22 protein-coding genes are annotated in these 21501 nt (G+C 62.8%); 9 read left to right on the top strand and 13 right to left on the bottom strand.

All coding sequences use genetic code 11. The annotated features are described in order from the left end of the window. Positions 1-10 precede the first annotated feature (10 nt). Positions 11-793 (bottom strand): sulfite exporter TauE/SafE family protein, encoded by a 783-nt coding sequence (locus NTD88_RS28930; RefSeq protein ID WP_095156387.1) that lies wholly within the window; start codon positions 791-793, stop codon positions 11-13. A 135-nt stretch (positions 794-928) separates the two neighbouring features. Between NTD88_RS28930 and NTD88_RS28925 the strand changes: the two genes are divergently transcribed. After that, positions 929-1675, top strand: coding sequence for an NRDE family protein (locus NTD88_RS28925; protein WP_262156376.1), 747 nt, complete (start codon positions 929-931; stop codon positions 1673-1675). A 39-nt stretch (positions 1676-1714) separates the two neighbouring features. On the opposite strand, the gene ptsP is transcribed toward NTD88_RS28925, so the two are convergent. Then, on the bottom strand, positions 1715-3994 hold the full coding sequence (gene ptsP / locus NTD88_RS28920) for a phosphoenolpyruvate--protein phosphotransferase (protein ID WP_262156377.1): 2280 nt from the start codon (positions 3992-3994) through the stop codon (positions 1715-1717). A 22-nt stretch (positions 3995-4016) separates the two neighbouring features. Continuing rightward, positions 4017-4496 (bottom strand): RNA pyrophosphohydrolase, encoded by a 480-nt coding sequence (locus NTD88_RS28915; protein WP_095156495.1) that lies wholly within the window; start codon positions 4494-4496, stop codon positions 4017-4019. A 143-nt stretch (positions 4497-4639) separates the two neighbouring features. On the opposite strand from NTD88_RS28915, the gene NTD88_RS28910 reads away from it, so the two are divergent. After that, a complete protein-coding gene (locus NTD88_RS28910) occupies positions 4640-5296 on the top strand; it encodes an HAD family hydrolase (protein ID WP_262156378.1) in 657 nt (218 codons plus the stop codon). A 6-nt stretch (positions 5297-5302) separates the two neighbouring features. On the opposite strand, the gene NTD88_RS28905 is transcribed toward NTD88_RS28910, so the two are convergent. After that, on the bottom strand, positions 5303-5731 hold the full coding sequence (locus tag NTD88_RS28905; RefSeq protein WP_262156379.1) for a DUF2269 domain-containing protein: 429 nt from the start codon (positions 5729-5731) through the stop codon (positions 5303-5305). Between the two features lie 38 nt (positions 5732-5769). Then, positions 5770-7284, bottom strand: coding sequence for a threonine ammonia-lyase, biosynthetic (gene ilvA / locus NTD88_RS28900; protein ID WP_095156392.1), 1515 nt, complete (start codon positions 7282-7284; stop codon positions 5770-5772). Between the two features lie 132 nt (positions 7285-7416). On the opposite strand from ilvA, the gene rpiA reads away from it, so the two are divergent. Continuing rightward, on the top strand, positions 7417-8088 hold the full coding sequence (rpiA, locus tag NTD88_RS28895) for a ribose-5-phosphate isomerase RpiA (protein ID WP_095156393.1): 672 nt from the start codon (positions 7417-7419) through the stop codon (positions 8086-8088). A 33-nt stretch (positions 8089-8121) separates the two neighbouring features. Here rpiA and NTD88_RS28890 read toward each other — a convergent pair whose 3' ends face one another. The 4 genes from NTD88_RS28890 to NTD88_RS28875 form a co-directional block, all read right to left on the bottom strand. Continuing rightward, on the bottom strand, positions 8122-9033 hold the full coding sequence (locus tag NTD88_RS28890) for an SdiA-regulated domain-containing protein (RefSeq protein ID WP_262156380.1): 912 nt from the start codon (positions 9031-9033) through the stop codon (positions 8122-8124). 91 nt (positions 9034-9124) lie between these two features. Beyond that, positions 9125-10057 (bottom strand): SdiA-regulated domain-containing protein, encoded by a 933-nt coding sequence (locus tag NTD88_RS28885; protein WP_262156381.1) that lies wholly within the window; start codon positions 10055-10057, stop codon positions 9125-9127. A gap of 147 nt (positions 10058-10204) precedes the next feature. Then, the gene (locus tag NTD88_RS28880) at positions 10205-10870 is read right to left on the bottom strand and encodes a fumarylacetoacetate hydrolase family protein (protein WP_262128824.1); all 666 of its coding nucleotides are present in this window, start codon (positions 10868-10870) and stop codon (positions 10205-10207) included. 40 nt (positions 10871-10910) lie between these two features. Beyond that, positions 10911-12308 (bottom strand): FAD-binding oxidoreductase, encoded by a 1398-nt coding sequence (locus tag NTD88_RS28875; RefSeq protein ID WP_095156397.1) that lies wholly within the window; start codon positions 12306-12308, stop codon positions 10911-10913. Between the two features lie 171 nt (positions 12309-12479). On the opposite strand from NTD88_RS28875, the gene serA reads away from it, so the two are divergent. Both serA and NTD88_RS28865 read left to right on the top strand, forming a co-directional pair. After that, positions 12480-13709 (top strand): phosphoglycerate dehydrogenase, encoded by a 1230-nt coding sequence (gene serA, locus NTD88_RS28870; RefSeq protein WP_095156398.1) that lies wholly within the window; start codon positions 12480-12482, stop codon positions 13707-13709. Between the two features lie 208 nt (positions 13710-13917). Further along, positions 13918-14694, top strand: a complete 777-nt coding sequence (locus NTD88_RS28865) for a transporter substrate-binding domain-containing protein (protein ID WP_095156399.1) — start codon at positions 13918-13920, stop codon at positions 14692-14694. A gap of 30 nt (positions 14695-14724) precedes the next feature. On the opposite strand, the gene NTD88_RS28860 is transcribed toward NTD88_RS28865, so the two are convergent. Further along, entirely contained in the window at positions 14725-15219 is a 495-nt protein-coding gene (locus tag NTD88_RS28860; protein ID WP_095156400.1) for a DUF523 domain-containing protein, read from the bottom strand. Further along, positions 15206-15838: a 2OG-Fe(II) oxygenase gene (locus tag NTD88_RS28855; RefSeq protein WP_262156382.1), complete on the bottom strand. Its 633-nt coding sequence runs from the start codon at positions 15836-15838 to the stop codon at positions 15206-15208. Before NTD88_RS28855 ends, NTD88_RS28860 begins: the two co-directional genes overlap by 14 nt. Positions 15839-15952: 114 nt before the next feature. On the opposite strand from NTD88_RS28855, the gene NTD88_RS28850 reads away from it, so the two are divergent. Then, complete coding sequence (locus tag NTD88_RS28850) at positions 15953-16702, top strand: DUF2059 domain-containing protein (protein ID WP_175652643.1); 750 nt, start codon at positions 15953-15955, stop codon at positions 16700-16702. Here NTD88_RS28850 and NTD88_RS28845 read toward each other — a convergent pair whose 3' ends face one another. Further along, a complete protein-coding gene (locus tag NTD88_RS28845) occupies positions 16703-17641 on the bottom strand; it encodes an alpha/beta hydrolase (RefSeq protein ID WP_262156383.1) in 939 nt (312 codons plus the stop codon). Between the two features lie 100 nt (positions 17642-17741). Between NTD88_RS28845 and NTD88_RS28840 the strand changes: the two genes are divergently transcribed. From NTD88_RS28840 to NTD88_RS28830, 3 genes are all read left to right on the top strand, one after another. Continuing rightward, a complete protein-coding gene (locus NTD88_RS28840) occupies positions 17742-18302 on the top strand; it encodes a DUF6436 domain-containing protein (RefSeq protein ID WP_262156384.1) in 561 nt (186 codons plus the stop codon). 99 nt (positions 18303-18401) lie between these two features. Then, on the top strand, positions 18402-20612 hold the full coding sequence (locus NTD88_RS28835; protein ID WP_262156385.1) for an S-type pyocin domain-containing protein: 2211 nt from the start codon (positions 18402-18404) through the stop codon (positions 20610-20612). Then, positions 20609-20884, top strand: coding sequence for a bacteriocin immunity protein (locus tag NTD88_RS28830; protein WP_262156386.1), 276 nt, complete (start codon positions 20609-20611; stop codon positions 20882-20884). The genes NTD88_RS28835 and NTD88_RS28830 overlap by 4 nt, the downstream gene beginning before the upstream one ends. A gap of 42 nt (positions 20885-20926) precedes the next feature. Here the strand turns inward: NTD88_RS28830 and NTD88_RS28825 are convergent, their stop codons facing one another. After that, positions 20927-21475, bottom strand: a complete 549-nt coding sequence (locus tag NTD88_RS28825; RefSeq protein WP_262128815.1) for a sugar O-acetyltransferase — start codon at positions 21473-21475, stop codon at positions 20927-20929. Between the last annotated feature and the right edge of the window lie 26 nt (positions 21476-21501).

Below are 21501 nucleotides of genomic sequence, written 5' to 3'. Positions count from 1 at the left end.
ACTCCTCTCGTTAAAGCAAAAAGCTCAGGCCGACGCAGAACAGCAGCGCGGCGAACAGGCGTTTAAGCAGGCGTGGCGACAATTTGTGCGCCAGGCGCGCGCCGAAGCGGGCGAAAAACATGCTGGTCGCGGCAATGCCGATCATCGCCGGCAAATACACGAAGCCCAGGCTATGGGGCGGCAGGTGCTCGTCGTGCCAGCCCAGGATCATGAAGCTCAGGGCGCTGACCAGGGCGATCGGCAGGCCACACGCCGAGGACGTCGCCACCGCCTGCTGCATCGGCAGGCTGCGCCAGGTCAGGAACGGTACGGTCAGCGAGCCGCCGCCGATGCCGAAGATCGCCGAGGCCCAGCCAACCACGCCACCCGCCGCGGTCAGCCCGGCCTTGCCGGGAACGCTGCGGCTGGCCTTGGGCTTGAAGTCCAGGGCCATCTGCACGGCGATGATCAGGGCGAAGGTGCCGATGATCTTCTGCAGGTGCGGGCCCTGGATCAGCGAGGCGGTCTTGGCGCCGATTCCTGCACCGATCAGGATCCCCAGAGTCATCCAGGCGAAGATCGGCCACTGCACCGCGCCCTTGCGATGGTGCTCGCGGACCGCATTGATCGAGGTGAAGACGATGGTCGCCAGCGAAGTACCCACCGCCAGGTGAGTCAGCACGGACGCATCGAAGCCTTGCAGGGTGAAACTGAACACCAGCACCGGCACGATGATGATGCCGCCACCGACGCCGAACAGTCCGGCCAACACGCCCGCGCAGGCGCCCAGCAGCAGATAGAGCACGAATTCCATTGTCGCCCCCGGAAAAATCAGTCCGGCATGGTAACGGAAGGTGGGCCTTTGCCTCTACTCATGGCAGATGAAGACCTTGTCAGCGTCGCCTGAGGTACAGTGGCGCCACTACCGACAAGATCGACGAGAACCACGATGTGCCTGATCGTTTTCGCCTGGCGGCCGGGAAATGCCCGGCCGCTGATCGTCGCGGCCAACCGTGACGAGTTCTATGCCCGCCCGACCCTGGCCTTGAGCCAATGGGACGAGGCGCCCGGCGTGCATGCCGGGCGAGACCTCGAAGCCGGCGGTACCTGGCTGGGCCTGGGCCCGCAGGGACGCTTCGCCGCGCTGACCAATATCCGCGACCCCGGCCAGCCAGCGGGCGCCCGCTCGCGGGGCGAACTGGTGGCGGGCTATCTGCGCGGGGAGCTTTCGGTCGAGGCCTATCTGGAGCGGGTTGCGGGCGAGGCACTGCATTATTCCGGCTTCAATCTGCTGGTCGGGGACAGCCATCAATTGGGTTATCTGCACGGTGGGGACGCGACACCGCGGTTACTGGAGGCGGGTGTCTATGGCCTGTCGAATGCCGCGCTGGATACGCCCTGGCCCAAGCTGATCAAGGCCCGCGAAGGGTTACGCGAGCGGCTGGACGATCCGGACCCGGCGCGGCTGTTCGAGTTGTTGGCGGACAATAATCAGGCCGCCGACAGCGAGCTGCCGGATACCCGCGTCGGATTGACGACCGAGCGTTTGCTGTCGAGCGTGTTCATTGCCAGCCAGAACTACGGGACGCGGGCGAGTACGGTGCTGATCGTCGAGGCGGACGGGGGACGCAGGCTAGTGGAGCGGAGTTTCGGGCCGCTTGGAGGGCGTCTGGGAGAGGTCGAACTGGTGTTGTGAAGCTCAGGGCCTGATCGCTGCGATCAGGCCCTGGGTAGTTCAGAGATTCTGCGTCGGCCCCGGATTGATCATCCGCGACAGCCCAAGGTTCTTCAGGGCCAGTTGCAAGGTGCTGTGGATAACCTGCGGGTTGTCGATGTCCATGGCCTGGGCCAGCATTTCCTTGGCTTTGCCAAGGCTGATCTGGCGCAGCATCCACTTCACCTTGGGCAGGTTGGTGGCGTTCATCGACAGGCTGTCGAAGCCCATCGCCATCAGCAACACCGCGGCCGCCGGATCACCGGCCATCTCGCCACAGATGCTCACCGGCTTGCCTTCGGCATGGGCTGCGGTGACCACGTGTTGCAGGGCTTGCAGCACCGCCGGGTGCAAGTAATCGTAAAGGTCGGCGACCCGCGGGTTGTTGCGGTCCACCGCCAGCAGGTACTGGGTCAGGTCGTTGGAGCCGACCGACAAGAAGTCCACCTGACGCGCCAGTTCCTTGGTCTGGTACACCGCCGCGGGAATCTCGACCATGACGCCCACCGGCGGCATCGGCACATCGGTACCCTCATCCCGCACTTCGCCCCAGGCGCGGTGGATCAGGTGCAGCGCTTCCTCCAGCTCATGGATACCGGAAATCATCGGCAGCAGGATGCGCAGGTTGTTCAGGCCTTCGCTGGCCTTGAGCATGGCGCGGGTCTGGACCAGGAAGATTTCCGGGTGGTCGAGCGTGACGCGGATGCCGCGCCAGCCGAGGAACGGGTTGTCTTCCTTGATCGGGAAGTAGGACAGCGACTTGTCACCGCCGATATCCAGGCTGCGCATGGTCACCGGCAGCGGATGGAAGGCCGCCAGTTGCTCGCGGTAGATCGCCAGTTGCTCCTTCTCGCTGGGGAAGCGCTGGTTGATCATGAACGGCACTTCGGTGCGGTACAGGCCGACGCCCTCGGCGCCGCGCTGTTGCGCCCGCGCCACATCGGCCAGCAGGCCGGTGTTGACCCACAACGGCATGCGGTGGCCGTCGGTGGTTTCGCAAGGAAGTTCACGCAGGGCATCGAGGCCCTGGGCCAACTGGCGCTCTTCCTCGACCACATCGGCGTAGTGCTTGCGCAGCACTTCGCTGGGGTTGGTGTAGACGTCGCCCTTGTAGCCGTCGACGATCATCTGGATGCCGTCGACCTTGGAATACGGCAGGTCGACCAGGCCCATCACCGTGGGAATGCCCATCGCCCGGGCGAGGATCGCCACGTGGGAGTTGCCCGAACCCAGCACCGACACCAACCCGACCAGCTTGCCTTCCGGCACTTCGCCGAGCATCGCCGGGGTCAGCTCTTCACTGACCAGGATGGAGTTGTCGGGGTAGACCAGCGAAAGCTGACGGGCTTCCTGCAAATAGGCCAGCAGGCGCCGGCCGAGGTCTTTGACATCGGACGCGCGCTCACGCAGGTAGGCGTCGTCCATCAGTTCGAAGCGGTTGACGTGCTCGACCACCACCTGGCGCAGAGCGCCCTGGGCCCACTGGCCGGTCTTGATGACCTGCGCCACTTCGCCGCCCAGCGCGGCGTCGTCGAGCATCATCAGGTAGACGTCGAACAACGCCCGCTCTTCCGGACGCAACTGGGTGGCCAGTTTCGCCGAGAGGGTGCGCATGTCGCTGCGCACGCCTTCGAGGGCGTTGTTGAAGAGTTTCAGTTCGGCATCGATGTCGGTGACGGTCTTGTCCGGCACCACGTCCAGGTCAGCCGGTGGCAGCATGACCACTGCGGTACCGACCGCCGCACCCGGCGAACCCGGCACGCCGACAAACTTGGCTTCCTGGATGCCCTTGCCCTGGCGACCCAGGCCGCGGATCGAGCCGGTGGCCTCGGCATGGGCGATAACCCCGGCCAGTTGCGCGCTCATGGTGACCAGGAAGGCTTCTTCGCCCTCGTCGAACTGACGACGCTCCTTTTGCTGGATGACCAACACCCCGACCACGCGACGGTGGTGGATGATCGGCGCACCCAGGAAGGAAGCGAAACGCTCTTCACCGGTTTCGGCGAAGTAGCGGTAGCGAGGGTGATCGGCGGCGTTTTCCAGGTTCAGCGGTTCTTCCCGGGTACCGACCAGGCCGACCAGGCCCTCGTTCGGCGCCATGCTGACCTTGCCGATGGAGCGCTTGTTCAGGCCCTCGGTGGCCATCAGGACAAAACGGTTGGTTTCCGGGTCGAGCAGATAGACCGAGCAGACCTGACTGCCCATGGCCTCTTTGACGCGCAAGACAATGATCCCCAACGCCGTCTTGAGATCCTTGGCGGAGTTAACTTCCTGGACGATCTTGCGCAGCGTATTGAGCATGGCTCGGGGTCGAACTCCGTCGTCAGTCGCGCGCCAGCAGGCGCGGGGCAAGCTCTTTGAGCGCGCGGCGGTACACCTCGCGCTTGAATGTCACCACCTGGCCCAGCGGATACCAATAGCTGACCCAGCGCCAGCCATCGAATTCCGGTTTACCGGTCAAGTCCATCCGCACCCGCTGCTCGTTGGAAACCAGTCGCAGCAGGAACCACTTCTGTTTCTGGCCGATGCACAGCGGCTGGCTGTGGGTCCGCACCAGGCGTTGGGGTAAACGATAACGCAACCAGCCACGGGTGCAGGCAAGAATTTCAACGTCTTGCCGCTCCAGTCCTACTTCTTCGTTCAGCTCGCGGTACAACGCTTCTTCCGGGGTCTCATCGGGGTTGATGCCCCCCTGGGGAAACTGCCAGGCATCCTGGTTGATTCGCCGAGCCCATAGCACCTGTCCAAGATCATTGGTAAGAATGATCCCGACATTGGGGCGAAAACCATCGGGGTCGATCACGGCAGCAGCCTCGCAAACGCATGTCGCCGCATTGTTCCACAAAGCTTGCAAGGCCAGCAACGCGCCGGCCATACCTTATGTGCAGCGTTGTGAAAAGTCCGTATTCTGTGGGACTTTTCAGATGTTATGCGAGTGACTCTTCAATGCGCCTGGCTTTATTCGATCTGGACAACACCCTCCTCGGCGGCGACAGCGACCACGCGTGGGGCGATTACCTCTGCGCCCGCGGCATTCTCGACCCCGTGGAGTACCAGAACCGCAACGACGCCTTCTATCAGGACTACCTGGCCGGCAAGCTCGACCTGCAGGCCTACCTGAACTTCAGCCTGGAAATCCTGGCCACCACCGAAATGGCCCAGCTCGACCAGTGGCACGGCGAATTCATGCGCGACTGCGTTGAACCGATCATCCTGCCCAAGGCCTTGGCCCTGCTGAAGAAGCACCGCGACGCGGGCGACAAGCTGGTCATCATCACCGCTACCAACCGTTTCATTACCGGGCCGATCGCCAAGCGCCTGGACGTGGAAACCCTGCTGGCCACCGAGTGCGAGCTGGTCGATGGCCGCTACACCGGCCGCAGCACCGACGTGCCGTGCTTCCGCGAAGGCAAGGTGACGCGCCTGCGCCGCTGGCTGGACGAGAATGGGCTGAACCTGGAAGGCAGCTACTTCTATAGCGACTCGATGAACGACCTGCCACTGCTGGAACAGGTGGATAACCCGGTGGCGGTCGATCCCGATCCGAACCTGCGCGCCGAAGCCGAGAAACGCGGCTGGCCGGTGATCAGCCTGCGCGATTGAGCGATATCAGACCGGCTTGGCGCCCATCAGGCCGGCGATAGCGATGAAACACACCCCGCTGAACAGCGCCAGGGCCAGGGTAAACCCCGGTTTACCCAAGGCCGGCGCGCTGCGCAGGCGATTGACCCGCGCCAGCAGCCAGAACCAGGCCAGCGCGCCAAGGGTGTAGAGCACGCTGGAACCCAGCACCCAAACCTGCCCCAGCGGCCAGCCCACCAGGTGCACCAGCCACCAGCCGGTGAACGGCATGCTCACCAGGCAAATCCCCATCAACAGCCAGACAAACCCCAACGGTCGCCGCAGCAGCCGGCCATAAACCGCCGCATCTCCCGCGCGGCGCTTGCGCCAGGTCCACAACGCCAGCCCCACAGCGCTGCCCAAGAGCAGCACGGTAGCCAGGACATGGGCGGTTTTCAGGGCAATCAGCGGTTCCATGGATTCAACTCCTCAGGCATTGCTCAAAGCGTAGCCGCTCAGCCGAGGAACAGCCGGTAGGCCGGGTTTTCAGTCTCGTCCCAATACGGATAGCCGATTTTCGCCAGCGCCGCGGGCACCAGATGACGTTCGTCCTCGGGCACTTGCAGGCCGGCCACCACACGGCCGTCCGCCGCGCCGTGGTTGCGGTAGTGGAACATGGAGATGTTCCAGCGCCCGCCCAGCTTGTTGAGGAAGTTGAACAGCGCGCCCGGCCGCTCGGGAAACTCGAAACGCAGCACCAACTCGTCACTGACGCGGGCCGCATGGCCGCCGACCATATGGCGGATGTGCAGCTTGGCCAGTTCGTTGTCGGTCATGTCCAGTACCGGGAAACCCTGCTCGGTCAGGTGCTGGATCAGCGCGCTGCGCGGATCGGTGTCCGGGTGGGTCTGCACGCCGACGAAGATGTGCGCTTCGCTGCCGGTGTGGTAGCGGTAGTTGAATTCGGTGATCTGACGCTTGCCGATGGCCTCGCAGAACGCTTTGAAGCTGCCCGGCTGCTCGGGGATGGTCACGGCGATGATGGCTTCACGGCCTTCACCCAATTCGGCGCGCTCGGCCACGTGGCGCAGGCGGTCGAAGTTGACGTTGGCACCGGACTCGATGGCGACCAGGGTCTGCCCCGACACGCCGCGCTGCTCTACGTATTTCTTGATCCCGGCAACGCCCAGGGCACCGGCAGGCTCGGTGATCGAGCGGGTATCGTCGTAGATGTCCTTGATCGCCGCACAGATTTCATCGGTGCTGACGGTGATCACTTCATCGACGTAGTCCTTGCAGATGTCGAAGGTGTGCTGACCGATCTGCGCCACCGCGACGCCGTCGGCGAACAGTCCGACCTGCGGCAACACCACGCGCTCGCCCGCGGCCATGGCGGCTTGCAGGCAATTGGAATCGTCTGGCTCGACGCCGATGATCTTGATTTCGGGGCGCAGGTATTTGACGTACGCAGCGATCCCGGCAATCAGGCCACCGCCGCCCACCGGCACGAAGATCGCATCGAGGCGACCCGGGTGCTGGCGCAGGATCTCCATGGCCACGGTGCCCTGGCCTGCGATGGTGTGCGGGTCGTCATAGGGATGGACATAAACGAAGCCCTTTTCCTCGACCAGTTTCAGCGAGTAGGCCAGCGCCTCGGGGAAGGAATCGCCGTGCAGCACGACCTTGCCACCACGCGAACGCACGCCCTCGACCTTGATTTCCGGGGTGGTGCGCGGCATCACGATGGTCGCCTTGACCCCCATTTCCCGCGCCGCCAGCGCCAGGCCCTGGGCATGGTTGCCGGCCGAGGCGGTGACCACGCCGCGTGCCCGTTCTTCCTGGGTCAGTTGCGCCAGCTTGTTGTAAGCGCCGCGAATCTTGAAGGAAAACACCGGCTGCAGGTCTTCGCGTTTGAGCAGCACGTTGTTGCCCAGACGCTTGCTGAGCTGCCCGGCGGCTTGCAGAGGGGTTTCCACGGCGACGTCATAAACGCGCGAGGTGAGGATCTTCTTGACGTACTGTTCGAGCATCGGGAAAGCATCACGGGCGGCTGGACGGGGGATCGGAGTCTACCCCAGCGCCCGGTCGGGCGACCACAGCAAGTCCGGGGTTTTAGCCGCTATACTACGCGCCCTCACGATACTCCCCGCTTCGGAGCCCGCATGACCCAGGACCAACTCAAACAGGCTGTTGCCCAGGCCGCTGTCGATTTCATTCTGCCCAAGCTCGATGACAAGAGCATCGTCGGCGTCGGCACCGGCTCGACCGCCAACTGCTTCATCGACGCCTTGGCCAAGCACAAGACCGCCTTCGACGGCGCCGTCGCCAGCTCCGAAGCCACCGCCGCGCGCCTGAAGGGCCACGGTATCCCGGTCTACGAACTGAACACCGTGAGCGAACTGGAGTTCTACGTCGACGGCGCCGACGAGAGCGACGAACACCTGAACCTGATCAAGGGCGGCGGCGCTGCCCTGACCCGCGAGAAGATCGTCGCCGCGGTCGCCCGGACCTTCATCTGCATCGCCGACGGCAGCAAGCTGGTGCCGGTGCTGGGCAACTTCCCGCTGCCGGTCGAAGTCATCCCCATGGCCCGCAGCCACGTAGCGCGCCAGTTGGTGAAGCTGGGCGGTGATCCGGTGTACCGCGACGGCGTGGTGACCGACAACGGCAACATCATCATCGACGTGCACAACCTGCAGATCACCAACCCGGTGGAGCTGGAAGCGCAGATCAACGCCATCGTCGGCGTGGTCACCAACGGCCTGTTCGCGGCGCGTCCGGCGGACCTGCTGTTGCTGGGCACTGCCGAAGGGGTCAAGTCCCTCAAGGCCTGACGAGCAAATCGGGGCCTGCCATGCAGGCCCCGGTCAATCCGCCGACTTCCTGAACACATAGAACAGGTTCGGCTCGCTCACCAGATACAACGTCCCCGCATCGTCCATCGCAATTCCCTCCGCCTGCGGCACGCTCTGGCTCAGGCCCTGGAAGCCCTTGCGCAGCGACAGACTCGCCAGCGGCTTGCCCGTCACATCCAGTTCCAGCACCAGTTGCGACTCATCCGACAGCGCCAGCAAATGACCGCTGCGCTCATCGAACTGCAAGCTCGACAGATCCCGCACGAACAGCTTCGAATCACGCTTGCGGTCCTGCACCACATGCACGGCGTACGGTTGCTCGGGGTTGTCGTGGGGGAAACCGTGGACTTCGTAGATCAGCATCGGGTCGCGCTCCTTGGCGACGAACAGGCGCTTGCCCTTCTGATCGTACGCCAGGCCCTCGAAGCCCTTGTTGCCATTGAGGCCGATGCCCAGGGTCAGTTGCTCGGCGTCCTTGGCGTCGAGGAACGGGGTGTCAGCGGTCAGGCGCACGCGGATCAGCCGCTGCTCGCGCTCGTCGGTGATCACATAGCTGTCGCGCCCGACATACTCCACCGCCTCCGGGTCGCCGAAGCCGGTCAGCGGCACCCGGCGCAGAATCCGGCCTTCCAGCGACAGCTCGATGAGTTCGGGATTCTTGTTGGTGACGGTGAACAGGCTGTTGCGGTCCGGATCGAAGGTCAGCGCGGAGATGTCTTCATCCAGCCCCTCGATCGGCCGCGCCTCGATCACCACCCGGTAACGGTCAAGGCCGATGCTCTGCTCGGCGGGCTGCCACCAGGTCTTGAGGTTGAACCAGCCGCGCTCGAACAGGCGGTATTCCTGACCCGCCACCCCCAACAACAACGCGACCAGCAGGCCAACGGAAAGGGCAATCAGGGGCAGACGTAGAAAGCGGCGCATTCGACAGGACTCGGCGGGAAACGGAACGGCGAGAATCTAACCATAGCCAGCTGAATCGGAGCTTAATGCCACTATCGGAAAAATCCGCTGGTCAGTCCTTTTTGAAGCGATAGAACAGATTCGGCTCGCTGACCATATACAGCGTGCCCTGCTCATCCATCGCCACGCCTTCGGCACGCGGGACGCGATTTTTCAGACCATTGAAGCCGCCGAGCAGCGTCATGAAGCTGACCTGTTCACCCTGCTCGTTCAGTTCCAGCAGCATGTTGGAGTCTGCCGACAGGAGCAGCATATGGCCGGTGCGCGGATCGATACCCACGGCCGACAGGTTGCGCAGGTCGAGATCGTCGTTGGGCAGTTCCTGCTTGGTGCCGGTCAGCGGCGAGCGACCGTCAGTACGCCAGACGAACAGACGCGGCGGGCGCTCCTCGCCCAACACCAGACGCTGCTGGGCCGGGTCCCAGGCGATACCCTCAAAACCTTTGTTCTGGTTTTCCGAAGTGCCAAGGTCGTATTGCGGGAAGTCCTTGATATTCAACTCGCGGGCCGCGTCATCAAGGGTCACGAAGGTCAGGGTGTGCAGCCGTTCGTCGGTAATGGCCAGACGACCGTCCGCCATGACGGCCACGCCTTCGGGGTTGGCCCAGCCGACCAGCGGGATCTTGCGCAGCACGTCGCCATCGAGGTTCAACTCAATCAGGAACGGGTTCTTGCCCGTCACCGAAAACAGCGTCTTGCGAACCGGGTCATAGGAGAGATCGGAGGCCTCGTCCTTCTCCATGCCTGGCAGCACTTTGGCATCGATATCGACGTGATAGTCCGGCAGCCAGACGCTGGCTTTCTGCTCCACCTGCGTCTGGAAACGCTCCTGCACCCAGAGGAAACCTCGATCATCCCAGTGCATGGCGATGGCTACGCCATAACCGATCACGGCCGCGAACAGCAGCCAGGTGGAACGGCGCAGGGCGATCGGACGCTTGTGCACGGGCGACAAGGAACCGCCTGTAGGAAGAGGGGTGGCCATTGGAGAATTCCTGTTGTTTTCCAGCCTGAGAGACGGAGCGGTCGGGCCGCGCAGGAATTATCCGGATATTTTGTGAAAAAAATGCCAAAAGCCGACGAAGTGGTTTGACAAAGCAAAAGGGCAGCCTCATCGGCTGCCCTTGCGCACTTACAGGACGCGGCTTTCGAAACGACTGACGCCTGGCAGCTCCAGTACCAGCTCATCGCCCGGATTGAACGGGCCGACGCCCGCAGGCGTACCCGTCAGGATCACATCGCCAGCCTGCAACGAGAATTGCGAGGCCATGTGCTGGATCATCGGCACGATGGGGTTGAGCATCAGCGCGCTGTTGCCATCCTGACGGACTTCACCGTTGATGGTCAGGCGAATGCCGATGTCCGCAAGGTCTTCGAAACTGCTGCCGGCGACGAACGGCGGCAGGACGCAGGCGCCATCGAAGCACTTGGCGCGTTCCCACGGCAGGCCTTTTTCTTTCAATTGCGCCTGCAGGTCGCGCAGGGTCAGGTCCAGTGCCGGGGCGAAGCCGGAAATGGCGTCCAGCACTTCTTCTTCGGAAGGCTGGGGCGACAGCGACTTGCCCAACAGCACCGCGATTTCCGCTTCGTAATGCACCGAACCGCGCTCGACCGGGATCTTGAAGCCGCCCTCGAGCGACACCACGCAACTGCCCGGCTTGATGAACAGCAGGGGCTCGGTGGGGATCGGGTTATCCAGCTCTTTGGCGTGTTCGGCGTAATTGCGCCCGATGCACACCACTTTGCCCAACGGGAAATGGATGCGGGTTCCGTCTACGTATTGGTGCTGATAGCTCATTGCCGACTCCTGGAGCGCTGGTTGAATCTGTGACGTGTTATCACTCGACAGCGAAGATCTTGCCCGGATTCATGATTCCGTTGGGATCGAACACTGCCTTGACTGCCTTCATGTATTCGATTTCGGCCGGCGACCGGCTGTAGCCGAGGTAATCGCGCTTGGTCATGCCCACGCCGTGCTCGGCGGAAATCGAACCGTTGTACTTCTCGACGGTTTCGAACACCTGCTTGTTGACGATGGCGCAGGTGGCAAAGAACTCGTCCTTGCTCATGTCATCCGGCTTGAGGATGTTCAGGTGCAGGTTGCCATCACCGATATGGCCATACCAGACGACGATGAAGTCCGGGTAGCTTTCGCTGACGATGACGTCGATATCCCGCAGGAATGCCGGCACTTTCGACACGGTGACCGAGATGTCGTTCTTGTACGGCGTCCAGTGGGAAATGGTCTCGGAAAGGTATTCGCGCAGCTTCCACAGGTTGCGCAACTGCTGCTCGCTCTGGCTCATGACCCCGTCGATCACCCAACCCTGTTCGACGCAATGCTCGAACAGCGCGAGAGCGTCGTTGGCCACCTCCTCGGTGGTGGCTTCGAACTCCAGCAGGGCATAGAACGGGCACGGCGTCTCGAACGGCGCCGGCACATCGCCACGATCGAGGATCTTGGCCAGGCCCTTGTCGGAGAAAAACTCGAAAGCGGTCAGATCCAGCTTGCCCTGGAAGGCGTGCAGCACCGGCATGATCGAGTCGAAGTCCGGGGTGCCGAGCACCATCGCCGTAAGGTTCTTCGGCGCGCGATCCAGGCGCATGGTGGCCTCGACCACGAAGCCCAGGGTGCCCTCGGCGCCGATGAACAACTGGCGCAGGTCGTAACCGGTGGCGTTCTTGATCAGGTCTTTGTTCAGTTCCAGCAGATCACCCTTGCCGGTGACCACTTTCAGGCCGGCGACCCAGTTGCGGGTCATGCCGTAGCGAATGACCTTGATCCCGCCGGCATTGGTGCCGATGTTGCCGCCAATCTGACTGGAGCCGGCGGACGCGAAGTCCACCGGGTAGTACAGGCCCTTGTCCTCGGCGAAGTTCTGCAACTGCTCGGTGATCACGCCGGGCTGGCAGACCACGGTGCGGTCGAATTCGTTGAAATCGAGGATGCGGTTCATATAGTCGAACGACACCACCACCTCGCCGTTGGCCGCGACCGCGCCAGCAGACAACCCGGTGCGCCCACCCGACGGCACCAGCGCGACCTTGTGGGTGTTGGCCCAACGGACGATGGCCTGGACCTGCTCGATGTTTTTCGGGAAGACAATGGCGCTAGGTGCTGGCGGGAAGTGCTTGGTCCAGTCCTTGCCATAGGCGTCGAGGGAAGCGGCGTCAGTGAGTACCTTGCCGGGCTCGACCAGGGTCATCAGCTCGTCAATCAGAACAGGATCGGTCATCGATAGAACTCTCGAACTATTCATAGTCACCCTGAGCACACTTCACGCAGCAGGGATGGGCGTAGCGAGGGGTCGATATGCTAGCATACGCCCCCCGCCAATCGTGCTGATGGCCGATTCGCGAGAGCTTCACTTCCCTGCCATTTTTCTCCGGGACACAGGTTTACGCAGATGAGCAAGACTTCTCTCGATAAGAGCAAGATCAAGTTCCTTCTTCTTGAAGGCGTCCACCAGAACGCCGTGGACGTCCTGAAGGCCGCCGGGTACACGAATATCGAGTACCTCACCGGTTCCCTGCCGGAAGCCGAGCTGAAGGAAAAGATCGCCGATGCCCACTTCATTGGCATCCGCTCCCGCACTCAACTGACCGAAGAGATCTTCGACTGCGCCAAGAAACTGGTTGCTGTTGGTTGTTTCTGCATCGGTACCAACCAGGTTGACCTGAGCGCCGCTCGCGATCGCGCGATCGCCGTGTTCAACGCCCCGTACTCCAACACCCGCTCCGTTGCCGAGCTGGTGCTGGCCGAGGCCATCCTGCTGCTGCGCGGCATCCCCGAGAAGAACGCTTCCTGTCACCGCGGTGGCTGGATCAAGAGCGCGGCCAACTCCTTCGAGATCCGCGGCAAGAAGCTGGGCATCGTCGGCTACGGCTCGATCGGTACTCAACTGTCGGTCCTGGCCGAGAGCCTGGGCATGCAGGTGTTCTTCTTCGACCCGCTGACCAAGCTGCCGCTGGGCAACGCGACCCAGGTCACCAGCCTGAACGAACTGCTGGGCCTGGCCGACATCGTCTCGCTGCACGTGCCTGAGCTGCCGTCCACCCAGTGGATGATCGGCGAGAAAGAAATCCGCGCGATGAAGAAGGGCTCGATCCTGATCAACGCCGCCCGCGGTACCGTGGTCGAACTGGATCACCTGGCCGCAGCGATCAAGGACAAGCACCTGATCGGCGCCGCCATCGACGTGTTCCCGGTCGAGCCGCGTTCCAACGACGAAGAGTTCGAAAGCCCGCTGCGCGGCCTGGACAACGTGATCCTGACGCCGCACATCGGTGGTTCCACTGCCGAAGCCCAGGCCAACATCGGTCTGGAAGTTGCCGAGAAGCTGGTCAAGTACAGCGACAACGGTACGTCCGTTTCGTCGGTCAACTTCCCTGAAGTTGCCCTGCCGGCTCACCCTGGCAAGCACCGCCTGCTGCACATCCACGAAAACATCCCGGGCGTGCTCAGCGAGATCAACAAAGTCTTCGCTGAAAACGGCATCAACATCTCCGGTCAGTTCCTGCAGACCAACGAGAAAGTGGGTTACGTGGTTATCGACGTCGACGCCGAGTACTCGGATCTGGCGCAAGAGAAGCTGCAACAGGTCAAGGGCACCATCCGGTCCCGCGTGCTGTTCTAAGCGCTTCATGCTGTGAAAAAGGGAGGCCCTGGTGGCCTCCCTTTTGTTTGCCCGCGCGTTGCGAAAGTTGCCGAAAAACGGCAGAAATATTTGCCGTGCAATCAAACATTCCGCACTCGATGCGGTCACAAGCGGCAACTTGACCGTGGCAATTCCAGAACGTCGCGGCAACACTGTGTGAATTGCCAATCATAAAAAAGGGGCTCAGATGCGTTTCATTACCGGGGCACTATTTGCCGCCAGCCTGCTCAGCCCATGGGCACATGCGGAATTGATGGATGACATCAGCGACCGCAACGAACTGCGTATTGCCATCGAAGCCAATACGCCACCCTTCAACTTCCGCGATACCGCCGGCCAGTTGAGCGGTTTTGAAGTGGAACTTGGCGAGGCACTGGCCAAGGAACTGGATGTCCATGCCGACTTCGTGGTGGTTGAACCCGCCGACCTGCTCAGCGGCGTGGAAAGCGGCAAATACGACATCGCCTTGAATCAGATTGCTACAACCCCCGAATTGAAAGAGCGCCTGGATTTCAGCACGCCCTACAGCTACACCCGCGCCCAATTGATCGTGCGCCAGGAAGAAAAGCGCCCGCTGCGCAGCCTTGAGGCCTTCAAGGGTCACAGCCTCGGCGTGGTCCAGGGCAGCAGCTTCGCCGAGCAGGCGCGAGACGTCGAAGGCGTTGATCTGCGCAGCTACAAGGACGCTATCCAGCCGATCAAGGAAGTGGCCGACGACCAGATCGACGCCGTCGTCAGCGACCGCCTGCTGGTGCCGTACGCGATCCGCGAAAGCAAATTGCCGGTGACCGAAGGCGCCACCCTTGGCCCGGTGGTGAACCTGGCGATTCCGTTCCAGAAAGGCAACCCGGCGTTCCAGAGCGCGGTGGACAACGCCCTGCAACGGATCAAGGCCGATGGGCGGTTGAGCGAGCTGTCGAAGAAGTGGTTCGGTGTGGATGCGAGCGAGGCGCCAAAGCAGTAGCTCTCATCGCTGGCTTGCCAGCGATGAGGCCTACCGGCCTAGCGCCCTGGCCGCCTCATCCAGCTCCAGCTCACTGAACACCAGCACCCCTTCACGCCGCAGCAAGGCACTGGTCACGCCTTCGCCACTAATCTTGCTGCCGCTGAACGTCCCGTCATAGACCAGCCGGTTACCACACGACGGGCTCCCGGACTTGAGCACCGCCACCCGAATCCCGTGGCGCCGTACCAGCTCCAGCGCCAGCCGCGCCCCTGCCAGAAACGCCGCGCTGACATCCTCGCCGACAATGGTCACCACCTGCGCATCCCCGTCCAGCACCGCCCCGCCCTGTCCACCGGGAATTTCCGCGGGCGGACGCGGCGTTGGCAACCCGCCGGCCACTTCCGGGCACAGCGGCACCACGCGACCTTCGCGCTGCCAGGCTTGCAACACATCGGGATGACCACTGGCGCGGCCGTCGTAGCGCACCGGCTGGCCGAGCAGGCAGGCGCTCACCAGCACCTTCGGCAATTCAGAACGGATCATTGCCACGACGGCGGAACCAACCAGTGACGGACAGGCGCTCGCGGCTGGCCGGGAGCACTTCATGGGGCAGATCGGCGGACATGAACACGATCAGGCTGCCGCCCACCGGCAACGCGTCCCGCTCCGAGCCGTCCTTGAGGAACATGCGCAACTGGCCGCCGTCTTCCGGCAACCACTGTTCATTGAGGTAGATGATCGCCGAGACGGTACGGCGGTCGTCATCGCGGAAGCGGTCGAGGTGCTTGCGGTAGAAGGTGCCCGGCGGGTACATCGCGAAATGGCACTCGAAGTCTTCCAGACCGAGGTAGAAGTCGCGGTTGAGCGCTTCACGCAGGCTGTCCATCAGTGCCAGATACTGGTCGCACGCCTGAGACTGCCCGGGCTCGAGCCAGAGGATATGGTCGCCGCGAATGCCTTCGCGAACGTCCTGACCCTGACCGCGCCCCACCCCCGCCGGCGCCAGCTCGCCTTCGGCCGCACGCTGGCGGCACTCGACCGCCAATGCGCGGGTCAGGGCCTCGGGCAGGAAAATCTCCTGCCGCGACCAGCCCTGGCCGGCCAGGTCATCGACGATGCTGAGCAATTGCGGGTGTTCGGAGGATGTGTGCATGGCGCGCATAGTATCGGGCTGCCGGAAAATTCGACAGGGCCACTTGGTCGCATGGCTGCACAGGCGTCTCGACAAAGCCCCGCAAGGCCACGGACAATAGCGGCCTGCCGACAGGAGTCCTGAATGCGCCGTTTGTTTTTTCTGCTGTTGATGATCTGCACCACGCCTGTCTGGGCAGACACCCTCGATCAGCTCTACAAAGTTGCCGGCTGGCCTGAACAGCGCGCCCACTTCTCCGATGCCATCGCCGCCGCCCAGCAGCGCTATCAGAAAAGCCTGCCGCCTGCGGTATTCCAGGCGCTGGTCGACAACAGCAACCAACGCTTCGAAGCCAAGGCCGTCGATCGACGCGCCGAAGCCCAGCTGCGCGCCCATCTGCAAAATCCCGCACCCGCGCTGACCTTCTTCCAGTCGCCACTGGGCCGCAAGGTCGTGGCCGCCGAGCTGATGGCCACCCGCCGCGACCAGTTGGCGAAGAACGCCAAGGGCCTGCCGAAAGTCGAGGCCAGTGATACTCGCCTGCTGATCATCGGCCACCTGGCCCAGGCGCTGCCCGCCCGCGAGGCCGGTGCCGAAGTCAGCCTGGCGATCGCCGGCGTCGCCGCCGACAGCCTCAGCCAGATGATTCCCGGCCTGTTTGGCGGCGGCCAGGCCCAGGGCCTGCTCGATGGCCAGCGCCAGCGCTTGATGGAACAGATCGGCGAAGACCTCAACAACACCCTGCTGTATGTCTACCGCGACCTGTCTGACGCCGAATTGGAAGAGTTCTCCACCTTCGCCGAGTCCAACGAGGGCCAGGCCTATTACAAGGCCGCCCTGTCCGCCATTCGTGCCGGCCTGGCCGTGGGCCAGAGCACGTCTGACCTCAAGTAATCAGCCCAGCCGCTGGCCGATGAAGTCGAAATAGCGCTGCCGAATCTCCGGCAGCTCATTGGCCAGATGATGCCGCGCCTGCGGCAACAACAGGATCTGCGGCGCATCGAACTTGCGCTTGAGCACGTCCAGGTTGTACCGCCAGTCCACCGTCATATCGCCCTCGCCCTGCACGATCAGTAGCCGACGCGAGCTCCCCGGCGCCGCCTCGATACGCTTGACCCACGCCAGCAACGCGCCGACCCAGGCGGTGGGCAGCCGCCGCGGCTGCAGCGGGTCGGCCTGGAGAAACGGCAGGAAGGTCGGGTCATGGGTGTTTTCGCTGAAGCGCCGTTCGATGCCGTTCACGAAAGGACGCAGCATCCAGTAGCTGAGCCTCGACCACAGCCACGCACGCGGCCGCACCAAAGGCGCGAGCAGGATCACCTGGCCCTGCGCAGGGCTGTCCGCCCCGCGATGCAGCAGGTGATCGACGACAATGGCGCCGCCCGTGCTCTGCCCGCACAGGTGCCAGGGCTGCGGCAGATTCAACTCGCCGGCCTGTTCGAACAACCGGTCGAGCACCTGCTGGTACACCGCGAAATCATCGATGCTGGCCCGCTCTCCGCTGGACAGCCCGTGCCCCGGCAGGTCGCAGGAAATCACCGCGAAGCGCTGCTCCAGCGCCCAGTCGATGACATGCCGGTACAGCCCCATGTGATCGTAGAAGCCGTGCAGCAACACCAGCGTCGCCACCGGCTCGACGGGCAGCCAGACCTGGCTCACCACCTCGAACCCTGCGCAGTCGAAGCGCCCCAGCCAGCTCTGCACGCCCTCGTGCCCGGGCAGGTCCAGGCCGTAGAAACGCTGATACGCCTGCCCCGCGCTCGACAGCGGCTGACGGGCCGCCAGCGGTTGCAGGCTGGCACGCAGGGAATCGGCTTGGAACGAGGCGGACATGGACGGCTTCCGTTGAGAGTGCAAAGGATTGATCTGCGATATTCATCTGTCGGCGGGGGCATGGCAAGCTAGCCGCCCTCCATGATTGCCGGTGTGTTCGATGTCTGGGAAAAATTTGCTCGCCGCCCTGACCCTGCTGCTCTGCGCCGCCGGCCTGTGGTGGGCGTACGACAGCTTCCAGAGTCGCTATCTGCGCCCCTTCGACAACCAGACCGCGCTGTTCGCCGGCGACCACCTGCGCCTGCCCGCCGAACTGGCCGGCCCCGGCCCGATCCGCCTGGTGCACTTCTGGGACCCGGCCTGCCCGTGCAACGTTGGCAACCAGCAGCACCTGGCCGAACTGATCGAACACTACGCGCCGCAGGGCGTGTCCTTCCACGTCCTGCAAAAGCCCGGCAGCCGCGGCCAGTTGCCCACCACCCTTGCCGCCCTCCAGCCGATCGCCAGCCTGCCCGGCGCCGAGCACCTGCCGGCCAGTCCCGCCGTGGCGATCTGGGACCAGAAAGGCGACCTCGCGTACTTCGGCCCCTACAGCGAAGGCGCGACCTGCAATGCCAACAACAGCTTTATCGAACCGATCCTGCAGGCGCTGACCCAAGGCCGGCCGGTGAAGGTGACCCAGACCATGGCGGTGGGGTGTTATTGCCCGTGGAATGAGTGAACAGGGCTGAAATACCCGGCATCACGTTGATAATTATCTACATCTTGCAGGAGGGCAACGCTCCGTAGGTTTCGCACATACACGCAAAGGAGCGCCTGTATGTCGAGACAAACTATCGTTTTGCCCGCACAAACCGTTCACAGCACCCGAATTCCGTGGCGGCTGGAACACAACCTCATCCCCCGCTACCACGTTTTTCCCCGCCATTTCGCACCCCAACGCTTCAACCCCGCCGACTACGTCACGACCGTCCTTGAACCTGGCAAGTTGGTTATCGAACTGGCCAAGGAGTTCCAGGACGACAAACGAAGCGTCGAGCAACAACACGCCGACAATGAAAAGCAGCTAAACACCCGCCTGACTGAGGAGTTGAAGGCACGCACCGCACCGCCGAGCACCAGTGGCCCGTTTCAGTCGTACGACCATAAAACCGCCGCCATCAACAGCTTGCTGGAGGAAAAGCGCGCAGCACTGCCCCCGATCTGGGAAAGCGCCCGGGCGTTCTACGGCGAAGATCCCGTCAACAAAACCACCGTCGATTTTCTTCGCATTGCCACGCGCGAAGGCGGCGTCCCTGATCCGAAACAAACCTGGCTCGTCTCCTACAAAGCCGCGTTTGAAGCACGCCTGCTGACCAGATCCATCGATGTGCTGACCGCCCGGGCCAACAAGCTCGCGGTGGAACGGGTCAAGGCGCAGACCCGTCTTCACCAAAGCGCCGACCAACGTCTCACCGAACAGGCGCAGGCGGTCGAACTGGCGCAGGTCAGGCTGGACGAGGCGAGGTTTCAGCACCATGTCGACCTGCGCGAGATGGAGGAGCGCCTTGAACACTTCTCGCGCCATCAGCAAGACAACGTCACCCAGGAAACCGCCGCCCTTCATGCCAGAGACCTCGCCGAAGAAATCACCGCGCTGCTCATGGCCAGAAACGCAGCGTACGCGTCTCGCGCCGAGGCCAATATCCAGGCTCAAAAGCTCGATGTAGAACGCGGCTTCCTGCACAACCGCCTCACATCGGGCAATACGGAGTCGGCCTCAGAACAGAACCGCGTAGATCGGGAGGCCCTGCTGCAGACGGTGGTGCACACCCTTGATGCGCATCAGGAAAGCTGGCCCGCAGAGCTGCAGCGGATGGCCACCTACGAGGAGCAAATAGAGCGCGCCCTCGCCGATGCCCGCAGCGAACTGGTGCGCCTGGCGGCGCTTGAAGGCATCGAGACTCCCCAACGCCCGGCCACCTATAGCTTGACCGTCGCCAGCATGGGCCTGCCCCAGGTCATGACGCCGAACGCCTCTTCAATGGCGGTGTTCGAGTCGGCACGTCCAGCGATGGGCAAGGCGCTGCTTTCTGTCGGCAGCCGTGTCGGCGGATTGCCTCGCGTGGGCCTCTATTTCGCGGCGCTGGTGGTGTTCTCCATGAAGCTGGAGGAAGGCGGGCGTCACGGGCTCAGCGTACCGCTCACCAGCATGAAGCTGGATTTCGATACCCAGCAGTTGCTGGAAAGCATCGGCGAGCACTTTGCACTACCGATGCGGCTGATTTCCGGACTGGTCGGTGACGACTCCACAATCCGCATTATCCCCACCGGCAACGATCAGGCGTCCGCCGACGTACCGGTGCGAGCCGCGACCTGGGATGCCGAAAAGGGTGCCTACACCTTCATTACCGACGGCCCCGGTCCGATCACGATTCTGTGGACACCTGGAGCGCCTCCTACGGACAGCTCCACCAGCCTGCCGGCGGGGCAACGCCCGGCGTCGCTCTATCCCGGCCAGATCGGGCTCAAGAACCAGCCCCAGCTCCTGCCTTTTCCTGCAGGGGATGACATCCATTTCGACGACTACATCATCACCTTCCCGGCGGACTCGGGGCTTGAGCCTGTTTATGTCATGTTCAAGGACCCGCGGGATTATGCGGGGATTGCCAGCGGGCGTGGACAAGCTGTTTCAGGACGATGGCTCGAAGCAGCAGCATCCCGAGAAGGTGCGTACATACCTTCGCAAATCGCTGACCAGTTGAGAGGAAAGGCGTTCAGCAACTGGGGGAAAATGCGAGAAGCGATCTGGAAGGCGGCGGCCAAGGACATTGAACTGAGTGAGCAGTTCATCCCTTCAAACATTCAAAGGATGAAAGCGGGTTACACCCCTCGAGCAACCAGCTCAGAACACTACAAAAGTAAAAAAGGGTTCGAGTTACACCACATTCATCCCATTGCAGAAGGCGGAGCGGTGTACGACATTGACAACATTGTGGTCATGACTCCTAAGCAACATGCCGAAATCCACAGCAGGAAGAACAAGGAATGAACATCAAACAGCATCTGGAAGAGTACACAGAAGCCGAATTCGTTCAGCTCGTGGGCGAGTTCTTCGAAAACCGTTCAGGTCTGAAAGGCCAAGCGTTCGGAGAGTATCAGGACCACTTGGCGGACGAGTTCGAGCGCCTGACTGAACATCCCGCGAAGTCAGATTTGATTTACTACCCAGAAGAAGGGCACGCCGTGACCCCTCAATCGATCGTTCGCCACGTGATTGAATGGCGCGCGGCGAACAACAAACCCGGCTTCAAACCCGCCTGACCCAACGCCGCTATCGCACCCCGCGATAGCGGCGCTTCCCGTTTAGCGCACCCGCGCCGGATTCCCCACCACCGTCGCGCCCGCCGGCACATCGCGGGTCACCACGCTGCCGGCGCCAATGACGGCGTTATCACCAACGGTCACCCCCGGCAGGATGATTGCCCCGCCGCCGATCCATACGTTGCGGCCGATCTTCACCGGCTTGCCGCTTTCCAGGCCGCTGCGGCGCAGTTCCGGGTCGCGGGGGTGGTCGGCGGTGTAGATCTGCACCGCCGGGCCGATCTGGCAGTCGTCGCCGATGCTGACCGGGCAAACGTCGAGAATTACGCAGTTGAAGTTCATGAAGACCCGCGCGCCCAGGTCGATGTTGTAGCCGTAGTCGCAATAGAACGGTGGGCGGATCACCGCTTCCGCGCCGACCCTGGCGAAGTGCGCGGCCAGCAGTTCATGGCGCTGTTCGTTGAGCAGGTCGGCGGAGTTGTTGTAGCCCTGCATCCAGTGTTTGTTGGCGATCTGCTCGGCCTGTAACTCCGGGCAAGAGGCCCGGTATAGCTGGCCTGTGAGCATTTTCTGTTTTTCGCTGAGATCCATTGCCGCAACTCCTGGCTGATGGGTTA

It is taken from the genome of Pseudomonas sp. 20P_3.2_Bac5 (assembly GCF_025466035.1).
Lineage (GTDB): Bacteria > Pseudomonadota > Gammaproteobacteria > Pseudomonadales > Pseudomonadaceae > Aquipseudomonas.
The sequence above is the reverse complement of the archived record's forward strand: the minus strand, read 5'-3'. Positions and strand labels throughout refer to the sequence as shown.